The organism is Actinosynnema sp. NPDC037264 (assembly GCF_055603705.1).
The window spans coordinates 51,148-73,714 of record NZ_JBVJVK010000045.1; the positions used below are offsets into that span (position 1 = coordinate 51,148).

The following is a 22,567-nucleotide window of genomic DNA, read 5'->3' on the forward strand; positions in this document are numbered from 1 at the left end:
GCAGGTCGGCACACTGAACCGGCCGAACACACCCGCGAGTGGTGCGTTCGTCGTAGGGTCTTCCGCCGTGGACGTACCCTCCGACGAGCCAACCGAACCAACCGGTGCTGATCCGGTGCCGCTGGTGGAACCCGCTGACGGCGTTCCGCCTGTCGTCGCCGACGCACCGTCGCTCCGGCGTGCCGCTGATGCGCTCGCCGGAGCGACGGGTCCGGTTGCGGTGGACACCGAGCGAGCCTCGGGATACCGCTACTCGCAACGCGCTTACCTGGTGCAACTGCGCCGGGAAGGCGCCGGGACCGTGCTGGTCGACCCGATCGCCCTCGGCGGTCGGCTCGATCCGCTGGTCGAGGCGCTGGACGGGACCGAGTGGGTGTTGCACGCGGCGTCGCAAGACCTGCCGTGCCTCGCCGAACTCGGGCTGCGTCCGAGCGTGTTGTTCGACACCGAGCTGGCGGGCAGGCTGGCCGGCTTCGAACGGGTGGCGCTGGGCACGCTCGTCGAGCGGTTGTTGGGCTACCGGTTGGAGAAGGGGCACGGCGCGGCCGACTGGTCGCGCCGCCCCCTTCCCGCCGATTGGCTGAACTACGCCGCCCTCGACGTCGAACTGCTGGTCGAGCTGCGTGACGTGCTCGAGCAGGAGCTCAAGCGGCAGGGGAAGCTGGAGTGGGCGCTCGAGGAGTTCGAGGCGGCCCGCACGGCGCCCCTGCCGCGTCCGCGCGCCGAACCGTGGCGGCGCACGTCGGGCATCCACCGGATCCGCAGCCCGCGACAATTGGCCGCGGTGCGGGCGTTGTGGGAGGCGCGTGACGCGCTGGCCCGTGAGCGCGACATCGCGCCGGGTCGGGTGCTGCCGGACGCCGCGCTGGTCGACGCCGCGGTGAAGAACCCCTCCGACGAGGCGGCGCTGCTGGCGCTGCCCGTGTTCCGCGGACGTGCGCAACGGCGCATGGTGGGCGTGTGGCTGGGCGCGCTGCAACGCGCCGCCGCACTGCCCCGCAACGAGCTGCCGGAGCCGTCGCAGCAGCACGACGGCCCGCCGCCGGCCAACCGCTGGGCGGACAAGGACCCGGTCGCGGCGGCACGTCTGGCGGCCGCCAGGACCGCCCTGACGGCCGTGGCCGAGGCGAACACCCTGCCGGTGGAGAACCTGCTGCTGCCCGACCTCGTGCGGCGCACGTGCTGGCAGCCGCCGGCGGACGTCTCCCCCGAGGGCGTGGCCGCGGCGCTGCGCGAGGGCGGCGCCCGAACCTGGCAGATCGCCCTGACCGCCGACGCCCTCTCCGAGGCCCTGACCCCGACCCCCGAGCCCTGACCCCGCGCGTGTCCTACCTCCAGGGCCCGCGTGTCCGACGTTCAGGACGCGGGACCTGGAGGTTCGACCCGCGAGGTCAGGTGTCGGAGCACGGTTGGGCGGGGGTTTCCTCGGCCTGGCGCACGCCGGAGAGCTCACGTCGGGCCAGCGCGCGCACGGCCGCCATGGCCGCGTCACCCAGCACGGTCCCCACGACGACGCTCTCCAGCGCCTCGTCCTTCGTCCCCGCGCCGAGCGCGTAGCCCAGGTCGGCCTCGGCCAACGGCCGGGCGGCGGCGGCGAACCCGTCGAGCAGGTCCGCGAACCGCTCGTGCCCGACCTCGCGCGCCGTCGCCAGCACGCCCACCAGCGCCTTGAACGCGTACGACGTGGGCCGGCACACCCACCCCTGCCGCTCCAGGAACGCCCGCACCTGCTCGTGCGCCACCTCGTCGTCCGCGCCGAGGTCCGGCGGCGCCACCGCGGCCGAGATCGTGCCCATCGCCTTGTGCAGGGACTTCTCCGGGTCGTCCAACGCGCCGAGCACCTCGCGCACGGCCGCGATCGACAGCCCGCCCAGCTCCACCATCGCCCGGACGAGCCGCAGCCGGTGCAGGTGGTCGTCGGAGTACCTGGCCTGGTTCGGACTGGTCAGCTCACCGGCCGGGAGCAGCCCTTCCCGCAGGTAGTACTTGATCGTCGCCACGGGCACGCCGCTGCGACGGCTCAACTCGGCGATGCGCATCGGGCACGACCCCTTCCTGAGACGAACCTCAGCATGGATACTGTAGCTATCCGATAGTAGAAAGTGCCGCTATCCATCTCTAGGAGTCGTCCATGACCCGAGTCCTGCGCTGGCACCCGCCGCTGATGCTCTTCTCCCTGCTCATGGCCGCCATGACGGCCGTCTCACTGGTCGGCCTGGTCGTCGACGACCGGATTCTGGTGGGGTCGCCGATCTGGTTCAAGCCGTTCAAGTTCGCCGTGTCCCTCGGCCTCTACGCCGTCACGCTGGCCTGGATGCTCACCCTCGTCACGAGGTTCCGCCGGGTCGGCTGGTGGGCCGGTACGGTCATCGCGCTCGCCTCCGCCGCCGAGATGGCGGTCATCGTGGGCCAGGTGCTGCGGGGCGCCCGAAGCCACTTCAACGTCGGCACCCCGTTCGACCAACTGCTGTGGGACATCATGACCTACAGCATCCTGACGCTCTGGATCATGCACGCGGTGATCGCCGCGGCCTTGCTGATCACCAGGTTCAGCGACCGCGCGACCGGGCTCTCCATCCGGCTCGGCCTGCTCCTCGCCCTCGTCGGCCTCGGTCTCGGCACCCTCATGACCAAGCCGGCACCCGGCCAGGACGACGACGCCGGGATCGTGGGCGCGCACAGCGTCGGCGTGCCCGACGGCGGCCCCTACATGCCGCTGACCGGCTGGAGCACCGAGGGCGGCGACCTCCGCGTGCCGCACTTCGTCGGCATCCACGCCCTGCAGGTCATCCCGCTGGCCGTGGCCCTGTTCGGCCGGCGCGCGACCCCGAAGCTCGCCTGGGGCCTGACCATCGCCTACGCGGGCCTGATGGCCCTGGTCACGTGGCAGGCGCTGCGCGGCCAGCCGCTGCTGCGCCCCGACCTGCTCACCGCGCTGGGCGCGCTGGCCGTGGCGACCTGGACCGCCGCGGTGATCGCGAGGACCCTGCGCACGACCGACACGACCGACGACCAGAAGGAGGTCGTGCGCGCATGACCGGGTTCCTCTTCCAGATCACGTTCTGGCTCACCGTCCCGTTCTGGGGCCTGATGATCTTCGCCCCGCACGCCGCGCTGACGAGCCGGATCGTCTCGTCCCCGTTGATCGCGGTGCCGCCGCTGGCCGTCTACGCGGGCATGGTCGCCGGGCACCTGCCGCAACTGTGGGCGACGATGAGCAGTCCGGACCTGGACACGTTGAGGGAGTTCCTGGCCACGTCCTGGGGCGCCTCGGCGGTCTGGGCGCAGGTGATCGCGTGGGACCTGCTGATCGGCGCGTGGATGTACCGGGAGGGCCGCCGCCTGGGGCTGCACCCGCTGCTCATGGGCCCGCTGCTGGCGCTCACGATCATCCTGTCCCCGTTCGGGTTCGGGCTGTTCCTGGCCATCCGGGCCTTCTGTGACCGACCCGACAGGGCGACCACGGTGGTTACCGGCCAGTAACAGGGGCTAGAGTTGTGTTACCGATCGGTAGGAGTCGCGCCCGACCGCTCGGGCGAATCGTCACCACAAGCGGAGGAGACGCCGTGGCCGCACCAGAAGCGCCGGCACGCGTTCGGAACGTGGTCTTCGTGGACGGCGTGCGCACGCCGTTCGGCAAGGCCGGCCCCAAGGGAATCTTCGCGGAGACCCGTGCCGACGACCTGGTCGTCAAGGTGATCCGCGAGCTGCTGCGCCGCCACCCCGGGCTGCCGCCGGAGCGGGTCGACGAGGTGGCCATCGCCGCCACCACGCAGATCGGCGACCAGGGCCTGACCATCGGCCGCACCGCCGCGCTGCTCGCGGGCCTGCCCAAGTCGGTGCCCGGCTACGCCATCGACCGCATGTGCGCGGGCGCGATGACGGCGGTGACGACGTCGGCCAGCGGCATCGCGTTCGGCGCGTACGACGTCGTGATCGCGGGCGGCGTGGAGCACATGGGCCGCCACCCGATGGGCGAGGGCGTCGACCCCAACCCGCGGTTCCTGTCCGACAAGATCGTCGACCCGTCCGCGCTCGTCATGGGCTCGACGGCGGAGAACCTGCACGACCGGTTCCCGGCCATCACCAAGGAGCGCACGGACGCGTTCGCGGCGGCCTCGCAGGCCAAGTACGCCGACGCGGTGAAGAACGGCAAGATCGGCCCGGAGCTGGTGCCGGTCGCGACCCGGTCCGCCGAGCACGGCTGGGGCCTGGCCACCGCCGACGAGCCGCCCCGTCCCGGCACCACGGTCGAGGACCTGGCCAAGCTGAAGACGCCGTTCCGCCCGCACGGCCGGGTCACCGCGGGCAACGCGGCCGGCCTGAACGACGGCGCGACCGGCTGCATCCTGGCCGAGGAGGAGACCGCGCGCGAGCTCGGCCTGCCGGTCGGCATGCGCCTGGTCGGCTACTCGTTCATGGGCGTCGAGCCCGAGGTCATGGGCGTCGGCCCGGTGCCGGCCACCGAGAAGGCGTTGAAGCGGGCGGGCCTGTCCATCGAGGACATCGGCCTGTTCGAGATCAACGAGGCGTTCGCCGTGCAGGTGCTCGCCTTCCTCGACCACTTCGGCATCGCCGACGACGACCCGCGGGTCAACCAGTGGGGCGGCGCGATCGCCACCGGCCACCCGCTGGCGTCCTCGGGCGTGCGCCTGATGACCCAGCTGTCGCGGCAGTTCGCCGAGCGCCCGGACGTGCGCTACGGCATCACCACCATGTGCATCGGCATCGGCATGGGCGGGACCGTCATCTGGGAGAACCCGCACTGGAACGGAGAGTCGAAGTGACCACGTTGACCGCCGACGAGGCCAAGGCCCTGTTCCCCGACGAGGTCGTGACCCACGCCCGCACCCGGCTCGTGTCCGTGCCCGGGCTGGACGGCCAGGTCGCCGTCATCACCATCGACAACGGCCACGACCACACCCGGCCGTCCACGTTCGGCCCGCAGTCGCTGGTGAGCCTGAGCCAGGCGTTCGACGAGGCCGCGGCGGCGGCGCCGGTCGCGATCGCGGTCACCGGCAAGCCGTTCGTCTTCGCCGTGGGCGCGGACCTGACGGCCGTCGAGGGCGCCTCCGAGCGCTCGCAGGCCGTGACGATCGGTCAGCTGGGCCACGACGTGTTCCGCAAGTTCACCGAGTCGTCCGTGCCGACCTTCGCGTTCGTCAACGGCGCGGTGATGGGCGGCGGCCTGGAGCTGGCGCTGTCGTGCCACTACCGGACGCTGGCGTCCAACGCGGCGGCCATCGCGCTGCCCGAGGTGTTCCTCGGCCTGTTCCCGGGCTGGGGCGGCACGCAGCTGCTGCCGAACCTGATCGGCGCGAACGACGCGGTCACCGTGATCTTCGAGAACGCGTTGAACCAGAACAAGATGCTCAACCCGAAGCAGGCGCTCGACCTGGGCATCGCGGACGTGCTGTTCGACTCGGCGGACTACCTGGAGCAGTCGCTGCTGTGGCTGGCTTCCGTGGTGCGCGGCGACGTCGTGCCCGCTCGCCGTGAGATCGACCGCGGTGAGGGCTGGGACGCGGCCGTGGCGCGGGCTCGCGCGATCGTCGACGGCAAGACCAAGGGCGCGGCGCCGGGTGCGTTGAAGGCGTTGGAGCTGCTGGAACTGGCCCGTGCCAACGATCTCGACGCGGGCTACGCGGCGGAGACCGAGGCGCTGGCGGACGTCGTGATGAGCGACGAGCTGCGGGCCGGGCTGTACTCGTTCAACCTGGTGCAGAAGCGGGCCAAGCGGCCGGCCGGCGCGCCGGACAAGTCGTTGGCGCGCAAGGTCACCAAGGTCGGCATCGTCGGCGCGGGCCTGATGGCGTCGCAGATGGCGCTGCTGTTCGCGCGGCGGCTGGAGGTGCCGGTGGTGCTCACCGACATCGACCAGGCGCGGGTGGACAAGGGCGTCGGGTACGTGCACGGCGAGATCGACAAGCTGCTCGGCAAGAAGCGCGTGTCGGCGGACAAGGCGAACCGGCTCAAGGCGCTGGTGAGCGGTTCGCTGGACAAGGCCGCGTTCGCGGACGCGGACTTCGTCATCGAGGCCGTGTTCGAGGACCTGGGCGTGAAGCAGAAGGTGTTCGCCGAGGTCGAGGAGCACGTCTCGGCGGAGGCCGTGCTGGCGACCAACACGTCGTCGCTGTCGATCACCGAGATGGCGTCGGGCCTCAAGCACCCCGAGCGGGTCGTGGGCTTCCACTTCTTCAACCCGGTCGCGATCATGCCGCTGCTGGAGATCGTGCGCGCCGGGCAGACCGACGACGCGACGCTCGCGACCGCGTTCGCGGTGGGCAAGCAGCTGAAGAAGTCGTCCGTGCTGGTGAAGGACGCCCCGGCGTTCGTGGTGAACCGGCTGCTGACCCGGTTCATGGGCGAGGTCGTGAAGTCGATCGACGAGGGCACGCCGTTCGAGGTGGCGGACAAGGCCACCGAGCCGCTGGGCCTGCCGATGTCGCCGCTGATCCTGCTGCAGCTCGTCGGCCCCGCCGTCGCGCTGCACGTGGCGGAGACGATGAACGCCGCCTTCCCCGACCGCTTCGGCGTGTCGGAGAACATGAAGGCGTTCGTGAAGGCCGGCAAGACCGCCGTGTACCAGTGGGATTCGGCGGGCAAGCAGAGCGTCGACCCCGAGGTGCAGGCCTTGTGGGCGTTCGGTGACAAGCCGCTGACCGGTGACGAGGTCTTCGCGCGTGCGCTGGAGGCGTTGGCCGAGGAGATCCGGATCATGCTCGACGAGGGCGTGGTGGCGGAGGCGCAGGACATCGACCTGTGCATGATCCTGGGCGCCGGCTGGCCGTTCTGGCTGGGCGGCATCACCCCCTACCTGGACCGTTCGGGCATCTCGGAGAAGGTGACGGGCAAGCGCTTCCTGGCGCCCGGCGTCGCCTCCGTGCCTGCCTAGAACCCCCAGTCCCCTGCGCCCCGGTTGCTCTCGCAGCCGGGGCGCAGTGCTTTCCGGGAGCCCGAGACCACCCGCCGCCCACGGCGTCACGCACACCTTCCGCTACTCTGCGCATCCAGACGATCACCGAACGCTGTATCGTCGACGAGTCGGCCCAACCGGCTGCGGACAACCGACGCCAACCGCTACGTTCGGAAATCAGCTCGTCACCGGATGTACAAGGGGACACATGAGCGACGACGACGTATACAGGTTCGGTTTCGAGGACGGCGATGAAGAGGACCAGCGCCCTCGCTCCGCGCCCAAAGAGCCCGAGACCCCGCAAGACGCCCTGGTAGGGCGTGACGCCGACGGTGTCGTCACCGTGACGGTGAACGACAGTGCGGAGTTCCGGTCGGTCACCATCGCCACGCAGTGGCGGCAGTCCGTCGACCCCCGCGTCCTCGGCTCCGCCGTGACCCAGGCCGCGAACGCCGCTTCCATGGCCGCGCTGGTCCAGCAGATCGAGCGACCGGCGGAGCCCGCGCCACGGCGAGAGGCACCGCCACCGCAGTCCGACGAACGCATCACGCCCGAGCAGGCGTTGCGGCTGATGAACGCCGTCAGCGCCGACCTGGCCCGGTTCACGCAGCGGATGAACGAGGTCGTGGACCGCCCGCTGACGGTGGAGAGCGGGGGCGGGCACGTCCGCGGCACGATCCACCGGGGACAGGTCCTCAACCTGGAGGTCGATCCCGCCTGGACGCACTCGGCTCGCGTCACGGAGATGCAGCAGGAGTTCCTGGAAGTGCTGCGGAACCTGCGCGCCCAGAGCGTTCCCGCCGACCTGGCGCAGGGCCCGCAGAGCCCTGCCATCACCGAGCTCACCGCGCTGGTGAGTGATCCGAACACGCTGCTGCGCCGAGTGGGGTTGTTGCCATGAGCCTTGAAGTAGCTCTCGAAGCGATGCGGTCCGACGCCACGGTGTGGGCGACCGCGTCCGACAACCTGGACGGCCCGCGCTCCACGATCGGCGGCCTGGTCCTCACCGGCGCCGACGTCTCGATGTGGGCGGTCGACCGCGGCTTGGACCGCACCTACAACGACGCCCGCCTGGCCCTGGAGGACATGCTCACCCAGGCGACCCAGGCGTTCCGCAGCCTCAGCGAGACCCTCAACGCGGCGGCGAACACCTACGAAGCCGAAGAGGAAGCGAACCTGCACGCCATGAACAGCATCCACAACGACGGCGGTGGCCGATGAACCCGCCGCTCGTGGAGGAGGCGCAGCGGAAGGCGCAGGAGATCGAGGAGAACGTCAAGAAGTTCTTCGAGCAGGTCAACAGCGTGATGAGCTGGGTCCCCTCGGTGCTCGAGCACTTGGTCGACCCGATCATCCGCGGGATGCAACTGCTCAACGAGAAGATGCAGGAGCTCTGGGACCGGATCAAGCTGCTGTGGGAGCAGCCCGGTGACTCGGACCGCCTCAAGCAGGTCGGCGAGCAGTGGGTGTCGCAGGTCGGCAACGCGCTCGGCGACGTCGCGGAGACGATCGGGCTGGACAAGCTCCGCACCACGATCGAGTGGGAAGGACGTGCCGCCCGCGCCTACCAGGCGACGGTGCCACCGCAGGCGGCCGGCCTGAACTCGGTGAAGGACATCGCCGGACAGCTGCGCTCGTCCCTCAACAGCCTGGCGAACTCGATCGACATGTTCTGGATGGCGATCGGGTTCGCGCTGCTCGGCGCGGTCGTCGCCATCGTCAGCGCGGTGGTCGCCGCGTGCACGCTCGTGGGCATCCCCGCGGCGATCACGTTGATCATCGGAGGGGTGGCCGCGACGATCGGCGCCATCGCCGCGGCGATCATGGCGCTGGAGTCCCACGTCAACACGATCGAGACCGAGCAGTCCACGATCCGGCAGAAGATCCACGACCTCGGCTCCACGTGGGCCATGCCGAACACCGCGGACATGGCGGACGCAAGCGTCGTCGACGGGGACGGCTCCGACTGGCGACCCGACTCGTGACGCAACCGGGACCGCCGCCGCGCTATTTCCGGATACCGGCTGCCCAGGCTCGGCGGATCCGGGGCCGGTGCGCCGTGCTCGGCGCCGCGGGACTCGTGGCGTGCCTGGCGCTCGCGTGGGCGATCGTGGGGTTCGGTCGGGCGTTGCCGACGGCCTACCACCCGATCAACGCGTTGGTCTGGATCGCCGGGTGCGGTTCGGTGTTCGCGGTGCTCCTGTCCTCCGTGAGCCTGCTCGCGGCGCGGTCCTACGTCCAGGGCGAGTACCTCGACGTGAACGGCGCGGGAGCGGCCAGGCGGGCACTGGCCGGCGGTTGGGCGGGCGCGCTGATCGTCGCCGTCATCGCGTGGTTCTTGCTCGTCATGACGGTGACGAACGGAAGTCGGCAGGTCGGGTTCACCGGTGAGGTGTGGGCTTATTTGTTCCTCTTGGCCGCGCCTTCGGCGGCGGCGGGTGTTCTCTTCTTCCTCGGACGTGCCCTTTTCCCAGCACCCCGCTGATACCAGGATTGGCTCGCGTACCGGCAGCTTGCGGAAGTTCTGATCAACCGGATAACGGTGAAACACCATCCAGCGATGACACGTGCATCGTCGAACGCGCACGTCGGGAGCCGCCTGAATGCCTGTTGCCAAGACCGAACTCGAGGTCAGCGAACTCGTGCACCGGATCCAACGGAGCGAGATCAGGCTGCCGGAGATCCAGCGCGGCTATGTCTGGAAGCCGACCCAGGTGGCCAAGCTGGTCGAGTCGCTCTACCGCGGTTACCCGTCCGGGTCCCTGCTCTTCTGGCAGACCGACGAGGCGCCGCAGACCAGGGAAGCCGCGATCAGCGGTCCGGCGGGCAAGGCCGCTGTCGTACCGCTCTACCTCCTGGACGGCCAACAGCGCGTCACGTCGCTGCACCGGGTCTTCACCGATCACCCGCAGGCCGCCATCGTCTTCAACGTCGAGACCGAGAAGTTCCAGAACCAGAGCGCGGCCACGGCCAAGGACCCCCGGTGGATCAAGGTCTACGACGTCCTCAAGCCCGAAGCAGATCAGTGGCAGCTCGTCGGTGAACTGCACGAGCGCAATCCGGGAATTGCCCCGAACGAGATCAGCAAGCGGCTGCAGAAGCTCGCCGCCATCCCCGGTCACAAGTTCCACATGGAGGTGCTGCGGGACTTCCCCTACGACGAGGTCACGCAGATCTTCGTGCGCGTGAACAGCGGGGGCCGCTCGCTGAAGACCTCGGACCTGGCGCTCGCGACCCTCTCGGCGCGGTGGCCGGGGGTGCTGCAGAAGTTGGAGGAAGAGGCGAAGCACTGGGCAGACCGCGGTTACGGCGACATCGACGTCACGTTCCTCACCAGGGCCCTCACCGGCGCGGTGCTGGGACGGGGCCTCTCCGCCTGGTCGCACGCACGTCTGGTGGCGGCGACCGACGACGAACTCGACCGCGGCTGGGCCACGGTGCGGCGCGGGCTCCGGCACCTCGTGCCCCTGCTGCAGAACAACCTCGGCGCTTCGCACAGCAAGCTGTTGCCGTCGATGGTCGTCCTGCTGCCACTGATCGTCCTGCTCGGTGAGCGAGAGGACGAACATCTGGACGGCGGCACGGCCGACGCCATCCTCTTCTGGTTCCTGGCGGCCACGATCCGCAACCGGTACAGCGGGTCGACCGACACCCGGCTCGGGCAGGACATCCCGGCGGCCCGCACGGAGGACCCGGTGCGCCGACTGCTGGACAACCTGGGCGTCACCAGCGGCGTGTCGATCGGACCGGACGACCTCGCGGGCCGGACCGTCGGCAGCCCGTACTTCTTCCTGAGCTTCCTGGTCGCCAAGGAAGCGGGCGCCAAGGACTGGTGGGGCAGCATCGGCATCTCGGCGGCGGCCGAGGGCAGCCAGGCGCTGGAGTACCACCACATCCACCCGCAGGCCACGCTGAAGAACCACCCCGAGAAGTACAGCAAGGGCGAGATCAACGACCTGGCCAACCTCGCCTTCATCTCCGGCAAGGCCAACCGGAAGATCAGCCACAGGTCGCCGCGGGACTACTTCCCGACGCTGGGCGACCAGGAGCTGACCGCCCACCTCATCCCCGTGGACGAGGACCTGCGGGACGCGGACCGCTACCGCTCGTTCCTGAGCGCGCGGCGGCGCCTGCTGGCCGACGCGATGACGGACCTGCTGGAGAGGTTCCGGCCGTCGTGGCTGTCCCCGGCGTCCGAGTCCACCGACCCGCTGTCCGGCGCCGTCCTAGAGTTCGAGTGGTACGACAACACGACTGGTGACGACGTCCTGCTCGCACGGGCACGCACGAACAGCGGCACGTGGTCGGGGACGATGTCCGCCGCCGACCTGGAGGACGTGGTCGCCGCCGCCGAGGCAGGGGTGGACGGCGACCTGGTCATCGCCGGCGAGAGCACCCCCGTCCGAGTGCAGGACGACCTGCTGGAGGTGCCGATCGGGCCGTTCGTGGTCACCGGCACCCTGCCGGAGTGGCGCAAGGTGCTCGAGCGGGAGCGCGGCGACAGCCGTCCGATCGCGGCTCTCACGCAGCCGGAGGTCGAGCGGTGGGAAGGCGAACAACTGATCTTCCCCGTGATCAGCGTCGACTGACACGACTGGGTGTTCGACCGGCGCTCATCCGGTGCCGAGACGACGGTTCCTCGCATGAACGATTACTTCATAAGAGTGAACACGTCGGAAGAATGGATCATCACCCGGTCTCCGAGGCCGCCGGTCGGGATACTTCATTCGCTCGTGAGCCGAGTCGCCTGGTTCCACCACTCGGCAGCCTTGCCGTGTGGGAACCTGGGCACGCACAGCGACGTCTCATGTGCGCACAGTGTCCAAGGCAGGAGGAGGGGAGACTCATGCCGTTCGTGGCAAGTGGTGGCGGAGCTGGCGCTCCGGCGTACGCCGGACCGGTCACCATGCAGGTCCAGCCGGGCCAGATCCTGGCTCTCAAGGCCCGCTACGAAGCCGTCCGCGACACCGTCCGGGACTTCTTGGAGAACCAGCGCGAGAACCTCCGTGGACGACCAGTGGCCGACGATGACGTGTCACGCGATGCAGCGAGCACCTTCGCGGACAACGCCGCGATGGCAATTGACGTGACCGCGAAGTTCATCTCCCAACTGAACTTGAGCATCGATCAACTCGACCAGGCCGCGAAGACCTACAACCTGGTCGAGGACGTCAACACCGTGACCATGCAGCAGGACAGGGGCATCTGAGCGTCATGCGTCGATCTCTTGTCGGTGTGCTCGCCATGCTGGCGCTCGTGTCGGCATGCAGTCCATTCGTGGGGACGCCGACTCCCGAAACGACCACCACAGCCGCAGCGGAGACGTCCTCGCCATCAGCCGAGCCATCGTCGGCACGACCGCGTGAGGTCAGGCTCGACGGTGTGCAGCCCTGCACGCTCCTGACAGCCGAGCAACTGCCCGGGCTCAAGATCGACCGCCAGGGCAGGCCGGTGACCAGCGATTTCTACAAGACCACAGCATGCTCGTGGTCTGTCACCGGAGCAGGCAACCGTCTGGTCCCCGTGACGAAGGAGGGCATCGAGGCGTGGACCGGTGGCGAACGAACCGGGCAGCCGACCGATATCGAACCGATCCTCGGCTTCCCCGCGATCACCGTGACCGTGCCGTCCGATCCAGCCGCCTGCGACGTCATGGTCGACACAGCGGATGGGCAGTACCTCGTCGCCGCCTTCTCGGTCGATCAAGGCTTCGAAGATCGCTTCCCCGAGCCGTGTGACGGAGCGCGGCAACTCGCGGAAGCGGCCATGCAGAACCTGGTGAAGTGAGGGGGAGCACTCGATGGGTGGGATAGGCAACCACAACTTCGACGCGCAGTCGCACAAGCAGCTCTACGAGAAGATCCACGGCGGACCGGGTCACTCGGCGGCGCAGACCGTGGACGACGCCTGGAACAGCTTCCGCGCGGTGATGGGCAACGCCAAGAGCGAGCTGGAGTCGGCGATCCGGGACGCGGGGGCGGTCTGGGTCGGCGCGGCTGGCGAGCGGTTCACCGGCAGCGCGGCTCCGCTGGTGCAGTGGGCCGAGGACGCCCGCGTCGCCGGCGTCGAGACGCACAACGCGTTCTCCGCCCAGACCTCCCACTACGGCGGCGCGAAGACGCGGATGCCGGAACCGGTCGAGGTCACCTCCACGGCGAACGACGACTTCCTCGGCATCCCGGCCGGTTTCACGCACCTGGTCGGCGGTCAGACCGACCAGGACGTCCAGGAGCAGCAGGCCAACGAGGCCAAGCGCGAGGCGGTCCGAGTCATGAACGGCTACCGCGACGGCGCGTCCTCGGCGGTAAGCCTGCTGGGCAAGTTCACGCCGCCGCCCCAAGTGACGACGCAAGTCACCGAGCCGACGTTCGAGCAGTCCGAGGCGCAGAGCCGGTACTCCCAGCAGTTCTCGGACGGCCGGTGGAGCACGCCCACTTCCACCGACCCCAGCCGGACCACCACGACCCCGCCGCAGCAGCCGGTGAGCACTCCCCCGGCCGTCGCGCCCATCGGCGGCGACACCAACACCTCGGCAGTCGGGACGACACCGGACGTCGCGCCCCGACCGGGCCCCACACCGATCACTCCCCCGCCCTACACGCCCGGACCGCCGCAACCGCCGGTCGCGGTGCCACCACCCGGCATGATCAGGCCGAACCCGGTCCCGGGCTTCCACGACCGGCGGAACCCGCCCGGCGGCAACCCTCCCGGCAAGGGCACCGGTCCGGGCGTTCCCAAGGGATTCGGCGGTAACCCGCCTGGCAACGCGCCCAGGTTCGGCGGCGGTCTGCCCGGTATTCCGGGCCAGCCCGGTCACGGCGGCCAGCCCTTCGGCCCCGGCTCGTCCTCCGGCATCGCCGGGGACCAGCACGCCAGCCGGGCCGGTACCGGTGGTGGTGCGGTAGGCCCGAGGGGCGCGGCGGGCACTCCGATGGTGGGGGGCATGGCCGGCGCGCCGCAAGGCGGTCGGGGTGAGGACGACATCGAGCACAAGGCCGCGCCCTACCTGGAAGAGCTGGACGACGTCTGGGGTCAGGACTCCATGCCACGGGTCGCGCCGCCGGTGATCGGGGACGACGGCCCGTGAGGTTCACCCTGTCCCGGCTGGAGTTCGAGCTGTGCTGGGATCACCTGAAGCTGGGCGAGTACCCCACGATCCTGTCGATCCCCTCCCACGGCGCGACGTTGGACGAGCGCCGCGCGTTGTTCAACGACGCGTGGCGCTCGTTGGAGGCACGCGGGCTGGCCGAGCGGGGCGAACTGGACGCCCGCCTGGCCGGCTCGCTGGAGTTGTTGTCGCGTCCGGAACGCGAGGTGGACGCCCGCCTGCGACTGGACTCCGGCCCACGGGTCCGCGCAGTCGCGGCGGCCCGGCGCGGGCACGCGGTGTCGGCCGTCCTGACCTCGGACGCGCTGGCGTTGAGCCGGATCGACGAAACCGCGCTCGCCGCGTCGGTGGTGTCACTGCTGCCGCCGCACCCGACACCCCGGTCACGGTCGATCAGCCTTCCTGCGGCGGACCTGGAACGTGCGGCGGTTGCCGCCGGTGAGTCCTCCACCCGTCTGGAGAACGCGCTGCGGGACGCGGGCCTGCCCCGGTCCGACGCGCAGAAGATCGGCTCAGTGCTCGGCAACGTGCAGCGGATGGGCCAGTTCGGCGCGGCGGTCCGCCCGACCCTGCACGGCCGACCGGGACCGAGGAACCGCGGACCGTACGCGGTGTCGTTCTACGACACACCGGAGGGACGGTGGCAGTTCACCCGCCGCCCGTCCGGTGACGGACGCGAGTGGTCCACCCTGAGCCCGGCCGACCCGCAACGGCTCGTTCACGCGGTGTCGGAGTTGTTGAGCCTCACCGGCTGATCGGACTCGACGGACTCCTGATCGACCTGGTTGGTCAGGAGTTCCGCCATCGTCATGTCCTCGACGGGCTTCTCCGGCGTCATCACTTCTTCCGCTCGATACCGGCAACGTCGAGGATGCTCTCCTCCGCGACGCCGTCGAACGGCATCAGCGCGAGCCGGAGATCACTGCGCAGAACGCACTCCGACGACTCGCACACGCCGCACCGGCCCGCCTCATCGAGCGGGTGCGTGCCCAGGCACGTGGTCACCGCGCCGACCAGCCGGTGCGTCTCCGCCCGCGCCATCTGCAACGACTTCCGGTCGGAGTTGTAGAGCACGCCGACCAGCACGGCCGCCAGGTGCCGCCGCAGCACTCGATCTTCCTCAACTGTGTTCATGGGGCGAGAATTTCAGCCTCGCACGGTTCCGACAAGGACCTAAGACCGCCCATTCGAGTGATGTTTCCGCAGTTCAAAGCTGCTTTGCTATGAACTGACTGAGATTTTTTTGCTACCTGTGCAAGGGATTGAAGATGGCACCAAAGCGGTCTGGCGTCGCTACCAGGGGAATCGGGTTCGAACTGGAGCGACACCGCAAGGCGGCGCGGATGACGCTGCAACAAGTGGCCGACCGGCTCGGAGTCTCCATCAGCACCATCAGCCGCCTGGAGAACGGCAAGCGTGAAGCGACGAGCGAAGAGGTGGCATCGATCCTGGCGATCATCGGCGTCACGGGCGGAGTCCGCGAACGCCTGCTGTCCCAAGCACGAGGCGGCAACGGCCACGGTCTGCTCGTCGCGCCCCTGTCCGCCCAGAGCCGAACCTACTGGGACTTCGAGCAGCGGGCGTCGAAGATCATCAACTTCGAACCGATCCTGGTTCCTGGGCTGGCCCAGACGGCCGACTACTCCCGCGCGGTGATCTCCGCCCTCCAGTTTCACGAATCGGAGAGCGAGATCGAGTCCCGCGTGGCGAACCGCCTTGCCCGGCAAGCCCTGCTGACTCGCCGGCAACCGCCCGGACTTTGCCTCATCATGAACGAGGCGGCGTTGCGCCAACCGATCGGCGGCCCTGACGTGATGACCCGGCAGATCCGGCACCTCATCGAGCTTGCCGAGCGCCCTGGCATCGCCGTGCGCATCATCCCGAGCGACGTCGTGACCCACCCTGGCCTCAGCGGCTCGTTCGTGATCATGACATTCGAGGACTCTCCGACCATGGCCTATGTCGAGTCGCGAACCTCCGGCATGTTCCTGGACGACCCGGCAGCGGTGCACTTCCACCAGCAGACCGCAGACATGTTGCTGGCCGTGTCGCTTGATGCGCCAAGCTCGGTAGATCTCATGCGATCCATCGCCGAAGGGAGCAGCGGATGATCCAGCTCGACGGCACGGCTCCTTGGCACAAGAGCAGCCACAGTGCGGGTGACGTGAACTGCGTCGAGGTGGCACTCGGAACGGACGCAGTGGGCTTGCGTGACTCGAAGGCTCCGGAAGCGGGTCGGTTCAGCGTGAGCGCGGACTCGTTTCGGGCGTTCGTGCGCGCGCTGAAGAACGCCTGAGTTGCGAGTGGACTGGTCGGACGAGGTAAGTCCGGTCGATCACCAAGGCCCGTACCCGGCTTGAGTCGAGCCGCTGCAACTGCCGTTGGCCCGGTATCCCCGGTTCAGTCGCGCAGCCGGGGATACCGAGGCCAGGTGCGGCCGGTTCTCGCGGGCACGGCCGCTGGTCACGTGGAGCGCGGCATCAGCGGCGCTGCTGGACGCTGGTTTCGACGGCTGGCACCACCCGCCAGTCCGCCGCTACTGGCCTCTGGCCGACCTCGTCGATGACGTCGCCCCGGCATCTCCGGCCCCGGCATCTCCGTGAGGAACGCCCCATCATTCCGCGTCGTATGGACCCTACCTGGGGAGATACCTGAAGAAGCATCCCTGGGCACCTGGTTCGTCCGCTCATGTCTACCGAAGGGATGACGCAACACCTCCCAAGGACATATGGTCAACACCGACACGATCGAGTGAAGACCGGTGGGTGGCCAATGACGCTTGCGCTGCTTGCGCCCTGCTACGGAAACCGTGAGACGCGTGAGCGTTTCCACAACACGATCGAGGGTTCGGTCGACTTCACCGAAAGCAGGTACCGGAATCTCCTGCCGCCAGCCGACTTTGACCGTCTCATGTCGCTCCACCCATCCGGCAAAGCCCACTTCTGGGGGGCCATCTCGCGTCATGACAAGCCGATGGAACGCCTTCGCGACGGCGGTGTCGTGATCTTCGTTGGAGAGAAGAAGGTCAAAGCCACCGGCGAGATCGGACACCTGTTCCGCAACAAGGGACTCGCCGACCTCATGTGGCGACAGCACGCCAATAGCGACAGCTTCGTTAACGTCTATAGTGTTCTGAACGTGCAGATCACTGACTACCCGATCACTGACCTGTGGAGCATCGACGGCTTCACTCGCGGCGATTACGTCTATGGTCAACGTGTGGTCGACCACGAGAAGGCTGCCCGCCTCATACGCGCATTCCGACTCAACCCCAGCTCGACGGAAGCCGAACTGGACGCGAAGCTGATCGCAACAGCCGAACTGGTCGGCACTTCATCTCGCGTCATCCCCGTCGAGCGGACCCACGTGGACATCGTCTGGCACGAAATCGCCGCGCGGAAGTACGCTCAGGAACGGGTGGAAGCCCAGCTCATAGCCGAGTTCCGTGAATCCCAGCCGCACGTCGCCATGACAAGTTTCGTCACAGCAAGCGGCAAGCGGGCTGATCTCTACTACACGATCGACTCCGATGTCGTTGTGGCAGAAGCGAAGAGCCTGAGCACTCACGGCAAGGTTCGTGAAGCGGTCGCCCAACTGCTCGACTACGCAGCAAGCAGCCCCGAACCGGTCACCCGACTGATGGCTCTTTTCCCGGAACGCCCCGACACAGAGGGTATCCAGTTCATGCACCGCTTGGGAATCGACTGCGTATACCGTTCCGCCAGTAAGGTTTTCACCGCTGAGGAAGCACCGCACGATCGCCGTCAGTACATGCATCCAATCTGGCAAGGCCGCTGAGCGAGCACTCAGAGATTCAACGCGCAGCCGTGACTTGCGCTTCGACTGGACCGAGATGGTGCGGCGGTGTTCACCGCGCCGCCCCAGTTCACCGTCCTGCACGGACGTCGCGAGATCGGGCGCAACGACCTGGCCCCGCTGACCGAGAAGGGCGAAGGCCCTCGTCTGCTGCTGCTCGGTGGTAGGAGCTGGAAGGTCGGCTGGATCGACTGGAAGCGCAGCGACCCGCAGGTGAAGATGACGCAGCGAGCCCTGCGCGCGTTGGCCGAAAAGCGTGAGGACGCGAGCAGCACCGTCCACCCCGGTGGAACGGTCGTGACCCGTGACGACGCGGACGTGCGATGGCCTGCTACCGGCGACGGTGCAGAGAGCCGACAGGCTGGACCGATGACCGATTGATGCGGGCGACCGGCACCGGCCACGGGTGTTCGCGATCCGTGGCGGTGCCGGCCGGACACATCCCGGTGCGTCGAATGGCGTAGCCACGTCTCCGCAGCAGTCGGTGCGGTCGAGGTCTCCGGCATCGGCGGCTCAGGGCCCGGCGGTGTTGCCGGGGCAGGGGTCGCCAGTGCTGCCGACGACACCGCGCCCGAAGCACTGTCACCGGCTCCGGAAGCAGAACGAGGCGCTGTCGAAAGCTGCCGAGGAAACCGGTGGCACCGCGGACCGGAGCAACTGTCCGTGGAGGGCCCACGACGTGTTGAGCAGATACTCTGCGCGTGGCTGCGGCGATCACCTACGGCCACCACGACATGATCGTGCGGTCTGATGAACCTGCACCCGGCGATCCTCCCGATCTGCTTGCCGGCGTTGGTCGAAGAACAGCAGATCGTGTTCTCCATCCAGGAGTCCTCGGTGCTCAACCGAGCCGGCCGGCACGCCGTGCTGCGCCTGGCGCCGGTGTCCGTGGCGTAGCGCTTCGGCGCACCTGTGCCGGGGCACCGGTGGGCCGTCTGATCTCTTGCCGCGCTAACCTCGGCACGCGGCCCGCCGGGCACCGAGCGCACGCTCGTCGTTGCCCCCACCCGCACGTGTATTCCGCGTGCCCAGGTGGGGGATCAACCGGTGGCTCTCGTGCGCCGCAGTGCGCAGAACCTGCTCGACATGGCCGATCGGCTGCACACCGTGCTGGAGGAGCAGGCCCGCATCCAGTTCGAGTCGGGAGTCGGCCGGGCCGAGGTGCGGTCGTGGCAGAACAGCCTGCCCGCGTTCCTGACCGATGTGGTGGAGGCGGGTCTCGGGCACGTCGAAGTGCTGCTGGAGCACAAGCTCCCGCACAACCCCAAGCGGGTCGACGTGGTCTTGTGCGGCACGCACCCCCGGCGGGGCACCGCGTCCTACGTGCTGGTCGAGCTGAAGCAGTGGTCGAGCGCCGAACCCGTCGGCGACGACCTCGTGCAAGTGCCCCAGTACCCGGAACCGGTCCTGCACCCGGTGGAGCAGGTGCGCCGGTACTGCGAGTACCTCGTCGACTCCACACCCGCGCTGGCGGAGCAGCCGGGAGCGGTGCACGGCCTCGCGTACTTGCACAACGCGCTGGAGTCCGGGGTCTGGCGGCTGTCCCAGTACGGCATGGACGACTACGGCCGCCTCTACACGATGGACACGCGGTCGCGGATGGCCGACCACTTGAAGTCGCTGCTCGACCCCGACCCGACCACCAGGGACGCGGCGGGCCGAGCCGCGGAAGACCTGCTGAACGCGAGGCACGCGCCGTCGAAGCCGCTGCTCGACCTGGCGGCCCGCGAGATCCAGGACCGCGAGCAGTTCGTGCTGATCGATGAGCAGCAGGTGGCCTACAGCTCCGTCATGCAAGCCGTCGAACGCGCGCGGACGAGCCGGACGCAGACCGTCGTGATCGTGCTCGGAGGACCAGGCTCCGGCAAGAGCGTCATCGCGCTGAGCCTGCTCGGCGAACTGGCCCGACTCGGCCGCCGCGTCTACCACGCCACCGGTTCCAGCGCGTTCACGAACACGCTGCGCAAGCTCGCGGGCAAACGCGCGCCTCGGGTGCAGAGCATGTTCAAGTACTTCAATAGCTTCATGGACGCCGAGCCGCGTGGCCTGGACGTGTTGATCTGCGACGAGGCGCACCGCGTTCGCGAGACCAGCGTGAACCGCTACACCAAGGCGGAAGCCCGACAGCGTGCGCGGCGACAGGTGACCGAGCTGATCGACGCGGCGTGGGTGCCGGTCTTCCTGCTCGACGAGCACCAGGTGGTCCGTCCGGGCGAGATGGGCTCGGAGCGGGAGATCGCGGCCGCGGCGCGTGCGCTGGGGTGCGACGTGGAGATCGTGCACCTGGCAGGTCAGTACCGGTGCGGCGGGTCGGAGTTCTTCGACGCGTGGGCGGCCGGTCTGCTGGACATCGGCCGCCGCCGGGCGACCGCCTGGTCGGACATCGTGACGCGCGACGACGAGGACTTCGTCGTGCACGCCGCCTCCACGCCGGCCGAAGTCGAGGACTGGCTGCTGGCGCAGCGGGCGCGGTTCGGCGGCACCGCCCGCCTCGCGGCCGGCTACTGCTGGAAGTGGAGCGATCCCGCCACGGTGAACGGCACGAAGGTCCTCGTGCCGGACGTTCGGATCGGCGACTGGACCCGCCCGTGGAACGCGAAGCCGGGCAAGCGGGTTCCCGACGCGCCCGAGTCGCACTACTGGGCGAGCGACGAGCGCGGCTTCGGGCAGGTGGGCTGCGTGTACACGGCGCAGGGGTTCGAGTACGACTGGGCAGGTGTGATCTTCGGCCCCGACTTCGTCCGGCGGGACGACCGCTGGGTGGCTCGTCGTGCGCACTCCCACGACCCGGCGGTGAAGAAGGCCGCGGACGCGAACTTCCACGACTTGATCAGGAACACCTACAAGGTGCTGCTCACGCGGGGGATGCGCGGGATCTGCGTCCACTCGACCGATCCGGAGACGCAGGAGTACCTGGAGAAGATGGCGCGCTGAGCTCCGGTTCCCGTTCACTGATCGTCCAGGTGCAAGGGCCCTGAACAGCCGTCGACACGAGCCGGCACGGTGGGGCGGGTGTCGAACGACAGCCTGCCGACCCGGTCCGATCTGCGTTCCACGCTCGTCTCCGAGGGCGCTCCGCAAGAAGTCCTCCGTCTGGTCGACGACTCCGGTGACGTGGACGAGGCCGTGCGACGCCTCGTCGAAGCGGGCGCGCTGGAGTCGCCGGAACGCCCTGCTCTCGCAGCGGGCGAAGGTGCTGGTCAAGGAACGAGCGCGGCGGGAACGGCGGCCGCGGAGCGCTGCATCGTGGTCGAGCACGGTGACGTCTCTGAGTGGGTGGCCGCTACTGCACGCGGGTGCTTTGGCCGCGCAGGTGGGTGAGGGGTGCTCACGACGGTTTCGGACACACGATCTTCAGTGTCATGACTCCGCAACGACGAAGAGCGCGCGCCCGCCGTCCCCGGCCCGATCCCGTGCGCGTCGAGGAGTTGGTGGCCTACCTCCGCGCCGACCGCGCGTGGCGGGACGAGGTGGCCAAGCGGCTCGTGGCGAGGCTGGACCAGCGGCTCGTGCGGTCGGCGCGGGCGTACGGGTGCCGACCCATCGCGCACGTGGCGGAGGAGTTGGACAGCCAGGCGTGCGTCGACCTCGGGCCCGGTGTGCCGTACCAGCTCGCCAAGGCGGTGTACGGGCAGGTGCGGTTGCGGGGTGCGGCGCGGTTGCGGCAGACGGCGCGCAGCCTGCGAGTGCTCGGCGTGTACCTGTGCGGCAACGACTTGGCCGGTTGCCCGTGCACGGAGGCGTTGGCGCGTGATCCGCAACAGGCGCGCGTCGATCGCGTGGTGAGTGGCGCCTTGGACGGCGCGGGCTTCTAGCCGAACACGTTTGGGCGGTGACCCGGATGGGCAACAAGATCACCGTGGGCAAGATCCGAATCGGCACCTCCGGCTGGCATTATCCCGAGTGGCGTGGTGAGTTCTACCCGCGCGGGTTGCAACAGCGGCTGGAATTGCAGTTCCTGTCACGCCGCTTCGACACGGTCGAGATCAACGGCTCGTTCTACGGGCTGCGCAAGCCGACGGACTTCAAGTCGTGGTTCGAACGCACCCCCGAGGACTTCGTGTTCGCCGTCAAGGGGCATCGGGAGATCACGCACACGAAGCGATTACGCGACGTCCGGGAGGACGTGGAGGAGTTCTTCGGCTCCGGCGTCCTCGACCTCGGCCCGAAGCTCGGGCCGATCCTGTGGCAGCTGCCGCCGACGCTGCCGTGGCGGCCCGAGCGGCTCGCCGCGTTCCTGGACCTGTTGCCGGACCCGCCGGTCCGGCACGCGCTCGAAGTCCGGCACCCGAGCTGGGACACGCCCGAGCTGGTGGAGTTGTTGGCAGAGCACGACGTCGCGCTCGTCGTCGCCGAATCCGCGGGCCGCTTCCCTGAGCCGCGCGAGCTCACCACCGACTTCGTCTACGCCCGCCTGCACGGCGACGAAGAGCTGTACGTCAGCGCGTACTCCGACGCGGCCCTGGACCGCTGGGCCTCGCGGTTCCGCGAGTGGTCGGCCGAGCGCGACGTGTACGTCTACTTCGACAACACGATGGGCGGCGCCGCGCCGTTCGACGCCCTCGCGCTCGCCGAACGCCTCGACTGAGCCGTGGTCAACCGAGGCGCGCTCAGGGGAGGCGCGGTCAGCCGAGGCGCGGTCAGCCGAGGCGCGGTCAGCCGAGGCGCGGTCAGCCGAGGCGCGGTCAGCCGAGGCGCGGTCAGCCGAGGCGCGGTCAGCCGAGGCG

25 protein-coding genes are annotated in these 22,567 nt (G+C 69.1%); 23 read left to right on the forward strand and 2 right to left on the reverse strand.

Annotated elements, in window-relative coordinates:
- The first annotated feature begins 67 nt into the window (after positions 1-67).
- Complete coding sequence (locus tag ACZ7GX_RS33790) at positions 68-1,315, forward strand: HRDC domain-containing protein (protein ID WP_498782763.1); 1,248 nt, start codon at positions 68-70, stop codon at positions 1,313-1,315.
- A 76-nt stretch (positions 1,316-1,391) separates the two neighbouring features.
- Here ACZ7GX_RS33790 and ACZ7GX_RS33795 read toward each other — a convergent pair whose 3' ends face one another.
- Positions 1,392-2,039: a MerR family transcriptional regulator gene (locus ACZ7GX_RS33795; protein ID WP_498782765.1), complete on the reverse strand. Its 648-nt coding sequence runs from the start codon at positions 2,037-2,039 to the stop codon at positions 1,392-1,394.
- A gap of 92 nt (positions 2,040-2,131) precedes the next feature.
- Here ACZ7GX_RS33795 and ACZ7GX_RS33800 point away from each other — a divergent pair, with 92 nt between their 5' ends.
- From ACZ7GX_RS33800 to ACZ7GX_RS33860, 13 genes are all read left to right on the forward strand, one after another.
- A complete protein-coding gene (locus tag ACZ7GX_RS33800) occupies positions 2,132-3,037 on the forward strand; it encodes a hypothetical protein (protein ID WP_498782767.1) in 906 nt (301 codons plus the stop codon).
- Positions 3,034-3,483: an ABA4-like family protein gene (locus ACZ7GX_RS33805; RefSeq protein ID WP_498782769.1), complete on the forward strand. Its 450-nt coding sequence runs from the start codon at positions 3,034-3,036 to the stop codon at positions 3,481-3,483. The genes ACZ7GX_RS33800 and ACZ7GX_RS33805 overlap by 4 nt, the downstream gene beginning before the upstream one ends.
- A gap of 83 nt (positions 3,484-3,566) precedes the next feature.
- A complete protein-coding gene (locus tag ACZ7GX_RS33810; protein ID WP_498782771.1) occupies positions 3,567-4,787 on the forward strand; it encodes a thiolase family protein in 1,221 nt (406 codons plus the stop codon).
- On the forward strand, positions 4,784-6,895 hold the full coding sequence (locus tag ACZ7GX_RS33815; RefSeq protein WP_498782773.1) for a 3-hydroxyacyl-CoA dehydrogenase NAD-binding domain-containing protein: 2,112 nt from the start codon (positions 4,784-4,786) through the stop codon (positions 6,893-6,895). Before ACZ7GX_RS33810 ends, ACZ7GX_RS33815 begins: the two co-directional genes overlap by 4 nt.
- Before the next feature lie 229 nt (positions 6,896-7,124).
- The gene (locus ACZ7GX_RS33820) at positions 7,125-7,817 is read left to right on the forward strand and encodes a YbaB/EbfC family nucleoid-associated protein (RefSeq protein WP_498782775.1); all 693 of its coding nucleotides are present in this window, start codon (positions 7,125-7,127) and stop codon (positions 7,815-7,817) included.
- Positions 7,814-8,137: a hypothetical protein gene (locus ACZ7GX_RS33825; RefSeq protein ID WP_498782777.1), complete on the forward strand. Its 324-nt coding sequence runs from the start codon at positions 7,814-7,816 to the stop codon at positions 8,135-8,137. The genes ACZ7GX_RS33820 and ACZ7GX_RS33825 overlap by 4 nt, the downstream gene beginning before the upstream one ends.
- On the forward strand, positions 8,134-8,901 hold the full coding sequence (locus ACZ7GX_RS33830; RefSeq protein ID WP_498782779.1) for a hypothetical protein: 768 nt from the start codon (positions 8,134-8,136) through the stop codon (positions 8,899-8,901). Before ACZ7GX_RS33825 ends, ACZ7GX_RS33830 begins: the two co-directional genes overlap by 4 nt.
- A 74-nt stretch (positions 8,902-8,975) precedes the next feature.
- Positions 8,976-9,401, forward strand: coding sequence for a hypothetical protein (locus tag ACZ7GX_RS33835; protein ID WP_498782781.1), 426 nt, complete (start codon positions 8,976-8,978; stop codon positions 9,399-9,401).
- Between the two features lie 118 nt (positions 9,402-9,519).
- Positions 9,520-11,505, forward strand: coding sequence for a GmrSD restriction endonuclease domain-containing protein (locus ACZ7GX_RS33840; protein ID WP_498782783.1), 1,986 nt, complete (start codon positions 9,520-9,522; stop codon positions 11,503-11,505).
- Positions 11,506-11,762: 257 nt separating this feature from the next.
- Positions 11,763-12,125: a PE domain-containing protein gene (locus ACZ7GX_RS33845; RefSeq protein WP_498782785.1), complete on the forward strand. Its 363-nt coding sequence runs from the start codon at positions 11,763-11,765 to the stop codon at positions 12,123-12,125.
- A 35-nt stretch (positions 12,126-12,160) separates the two neighbouring features.
- Entirely contained in the window at positions 12,161-12,703 is a 543-nt protein-coding gene (locus ACZ7GX_RS33850) for a DUF3558 domain-containing protein (RefSeq protein WP_498782820.1), read from the forward strand.
- Positions 12,704-12,716: 13 nt separating this feature from the next.
- Positions 12,717-14,003, forward strand: coding sequence for a PPE family protein (locus tag ACZ7GX_RS33855; RefSeq protein WP_498782786.1), 1,287 nt, complete (start codon positions 12,717-12,719; stop codon positions 14,001-14,003).
- Complete coding sequence (locus ACZ7GX_RS33860) at positions 14,000-14,779, forward strand: ESX secretion-associated protein EspG (protein WP_498782788.1); 780 nt, start codon at positions 14,000-14,002, stop codon at positions 14,777-14,779. The genes ACZ7GX_RS33855 and ACZ7GX_RS33860 overlap by 4 nt, the downstream gene beginning before the upstream one ends.
- 82 nt (positions 14,780-14,861) lie before the next feature.
- Here the strand turns inward: ACZ7GX_RS33860 and ACZ7GX_RS33865 are convergent, their stop codons facing one another.
- The gene (locus ACZ7GX_RS33865; protein ID WP_498782790.1) at positions 14,862-15,158 is read right to left on the reverse strand and encodes a hypothetical protein; all 297 of its coding nucleotides are present in this window, start codon (positions 15,156-15,158) and stop codon (positions 14,862-14,864) included.
- A gap of 134 nt (positions 15,159-15,292) precedes the next feature.
- On the opposite strand from ACZ7GX_RS33865, the gene ACZ7GX_RS33870 reads away from it, so the two are divergent.
- The 9 genes from ACZ7GX_RS33870 to ACZ7GX_RS33910 all read left to right on the forward strand — a co-directional run bounded on the left by ACZ7GX_RS33870 (position 15,293) and on the right by ACZ7GX_RS33910 (position 22,428).
- The gene (locus ACZ7GX_RS33870) at positions 15,293-16,135 is read left to right on the forward strand and encodes a helix-turn-helix domain-containing protein (protein WP_498782792.1); all 843 of its coding nucleotides are present in this window, start codon (positions 15,293-15,295) and stop codon (positions 16,133-16,135) included.
- Positions 16,132-16,320, forward strand: a complete 189-nt coding sequence (locus ACZ7GX_RS33875; RefSeq protein ID WP_498782794.1) for a DUF397 domain-containing protein — start codon at positions 16,132-16,134, stop codon at positions 16,318-16,320. Before ACZ7GX_RS33870 ends, ACZ7GX_RS33875 begins: the two co-directional genes overlap by 4 nt.
- 476 nt (positions 16,321-16,796) lie before the next feature.
- Complete coding sequence (locus ACZ7GX_RS33880; protein WP_498782796.1) at positions 16,797-17,822, forward strand: hypothetical protein; 1,026 nt, start codon at positions 16,797-16,799, stop codon at positions 17,820-17,822.
- Between the two features lie 66 nt (positions 17,823-17,888).
- Positions 17,889-18,221 (forward strand): hypothetical protein, encoded by a 333-nt coding sequence (locus ACZ7GX_RS33885; protein WP_498782797.1) that lies wholly within the window; start codon positions 17,889-17,891, stop codon positions 18,219-18,221.
- 369 nt (positions 18,222-18,590) lie between these two features.
- Positions 18,591-18,737: a hypothetical protein gene (locus tag ACZ7GX_RS33890; RefSeq protein ID WP_498782799.1), complete on the forward strand. Its 147-nt coding sequence runs from the start codon at positions 18,591-18,593 to the stop codon at positions 18,735-18,737.
- Between the two features lie 150 nt (positions 18,738-18,887).
- A complete protein-coding gene (locus ACZ7GX_RS33895; RefSeq protein WP_498782801.1) occupies positions 18,888-20,774 on the forward strand; it encodes a DNA/RNA helicase domain-containing protein in 1,887 nt (628 codons plus the stop codon).
- A gap of 78 nt (positions 20,775-20,852) precedes the next feature.
- A complete protein-coding gene (locus tag ACZ7GX_RS33900) occupies positions 20,853-21,161 on the forward strand; it encodes a hypothetical protein (RefSeq protein ID WP_498782803.1) in 309 nt (102 codons plus the stop codon).
- 41 nt (positions 21,162-21,202) lie between these two features.
- Positions 21,203-21,655, forward strand: a complete 453-nt coding sequence (locus ACZ7GX_RS33905) for a hypothetical protein (protein WP_498782805.1) — start codon at positions 21,203-21,205, stop codon at positions 21,653-21,655.
- Between the two features lie 26 nt (positions 21,656-21,681).
- Positions 21,682-22,428 carry a DUF72 domain-containing protein gene (locus ACZ7GX_RS33910; RefSeq protein WP_498782807.1) on the forward strand — a complete coding sequence of 249 codons (747 nt, stop codon included), beginning with the start codon at positions 21,682-21,684 and terminating at the stop codon, positions 22,426-22,428.
- The last annotated feature ends 139 nt before the right edge of the window (positions 22,429-22,567 follow it).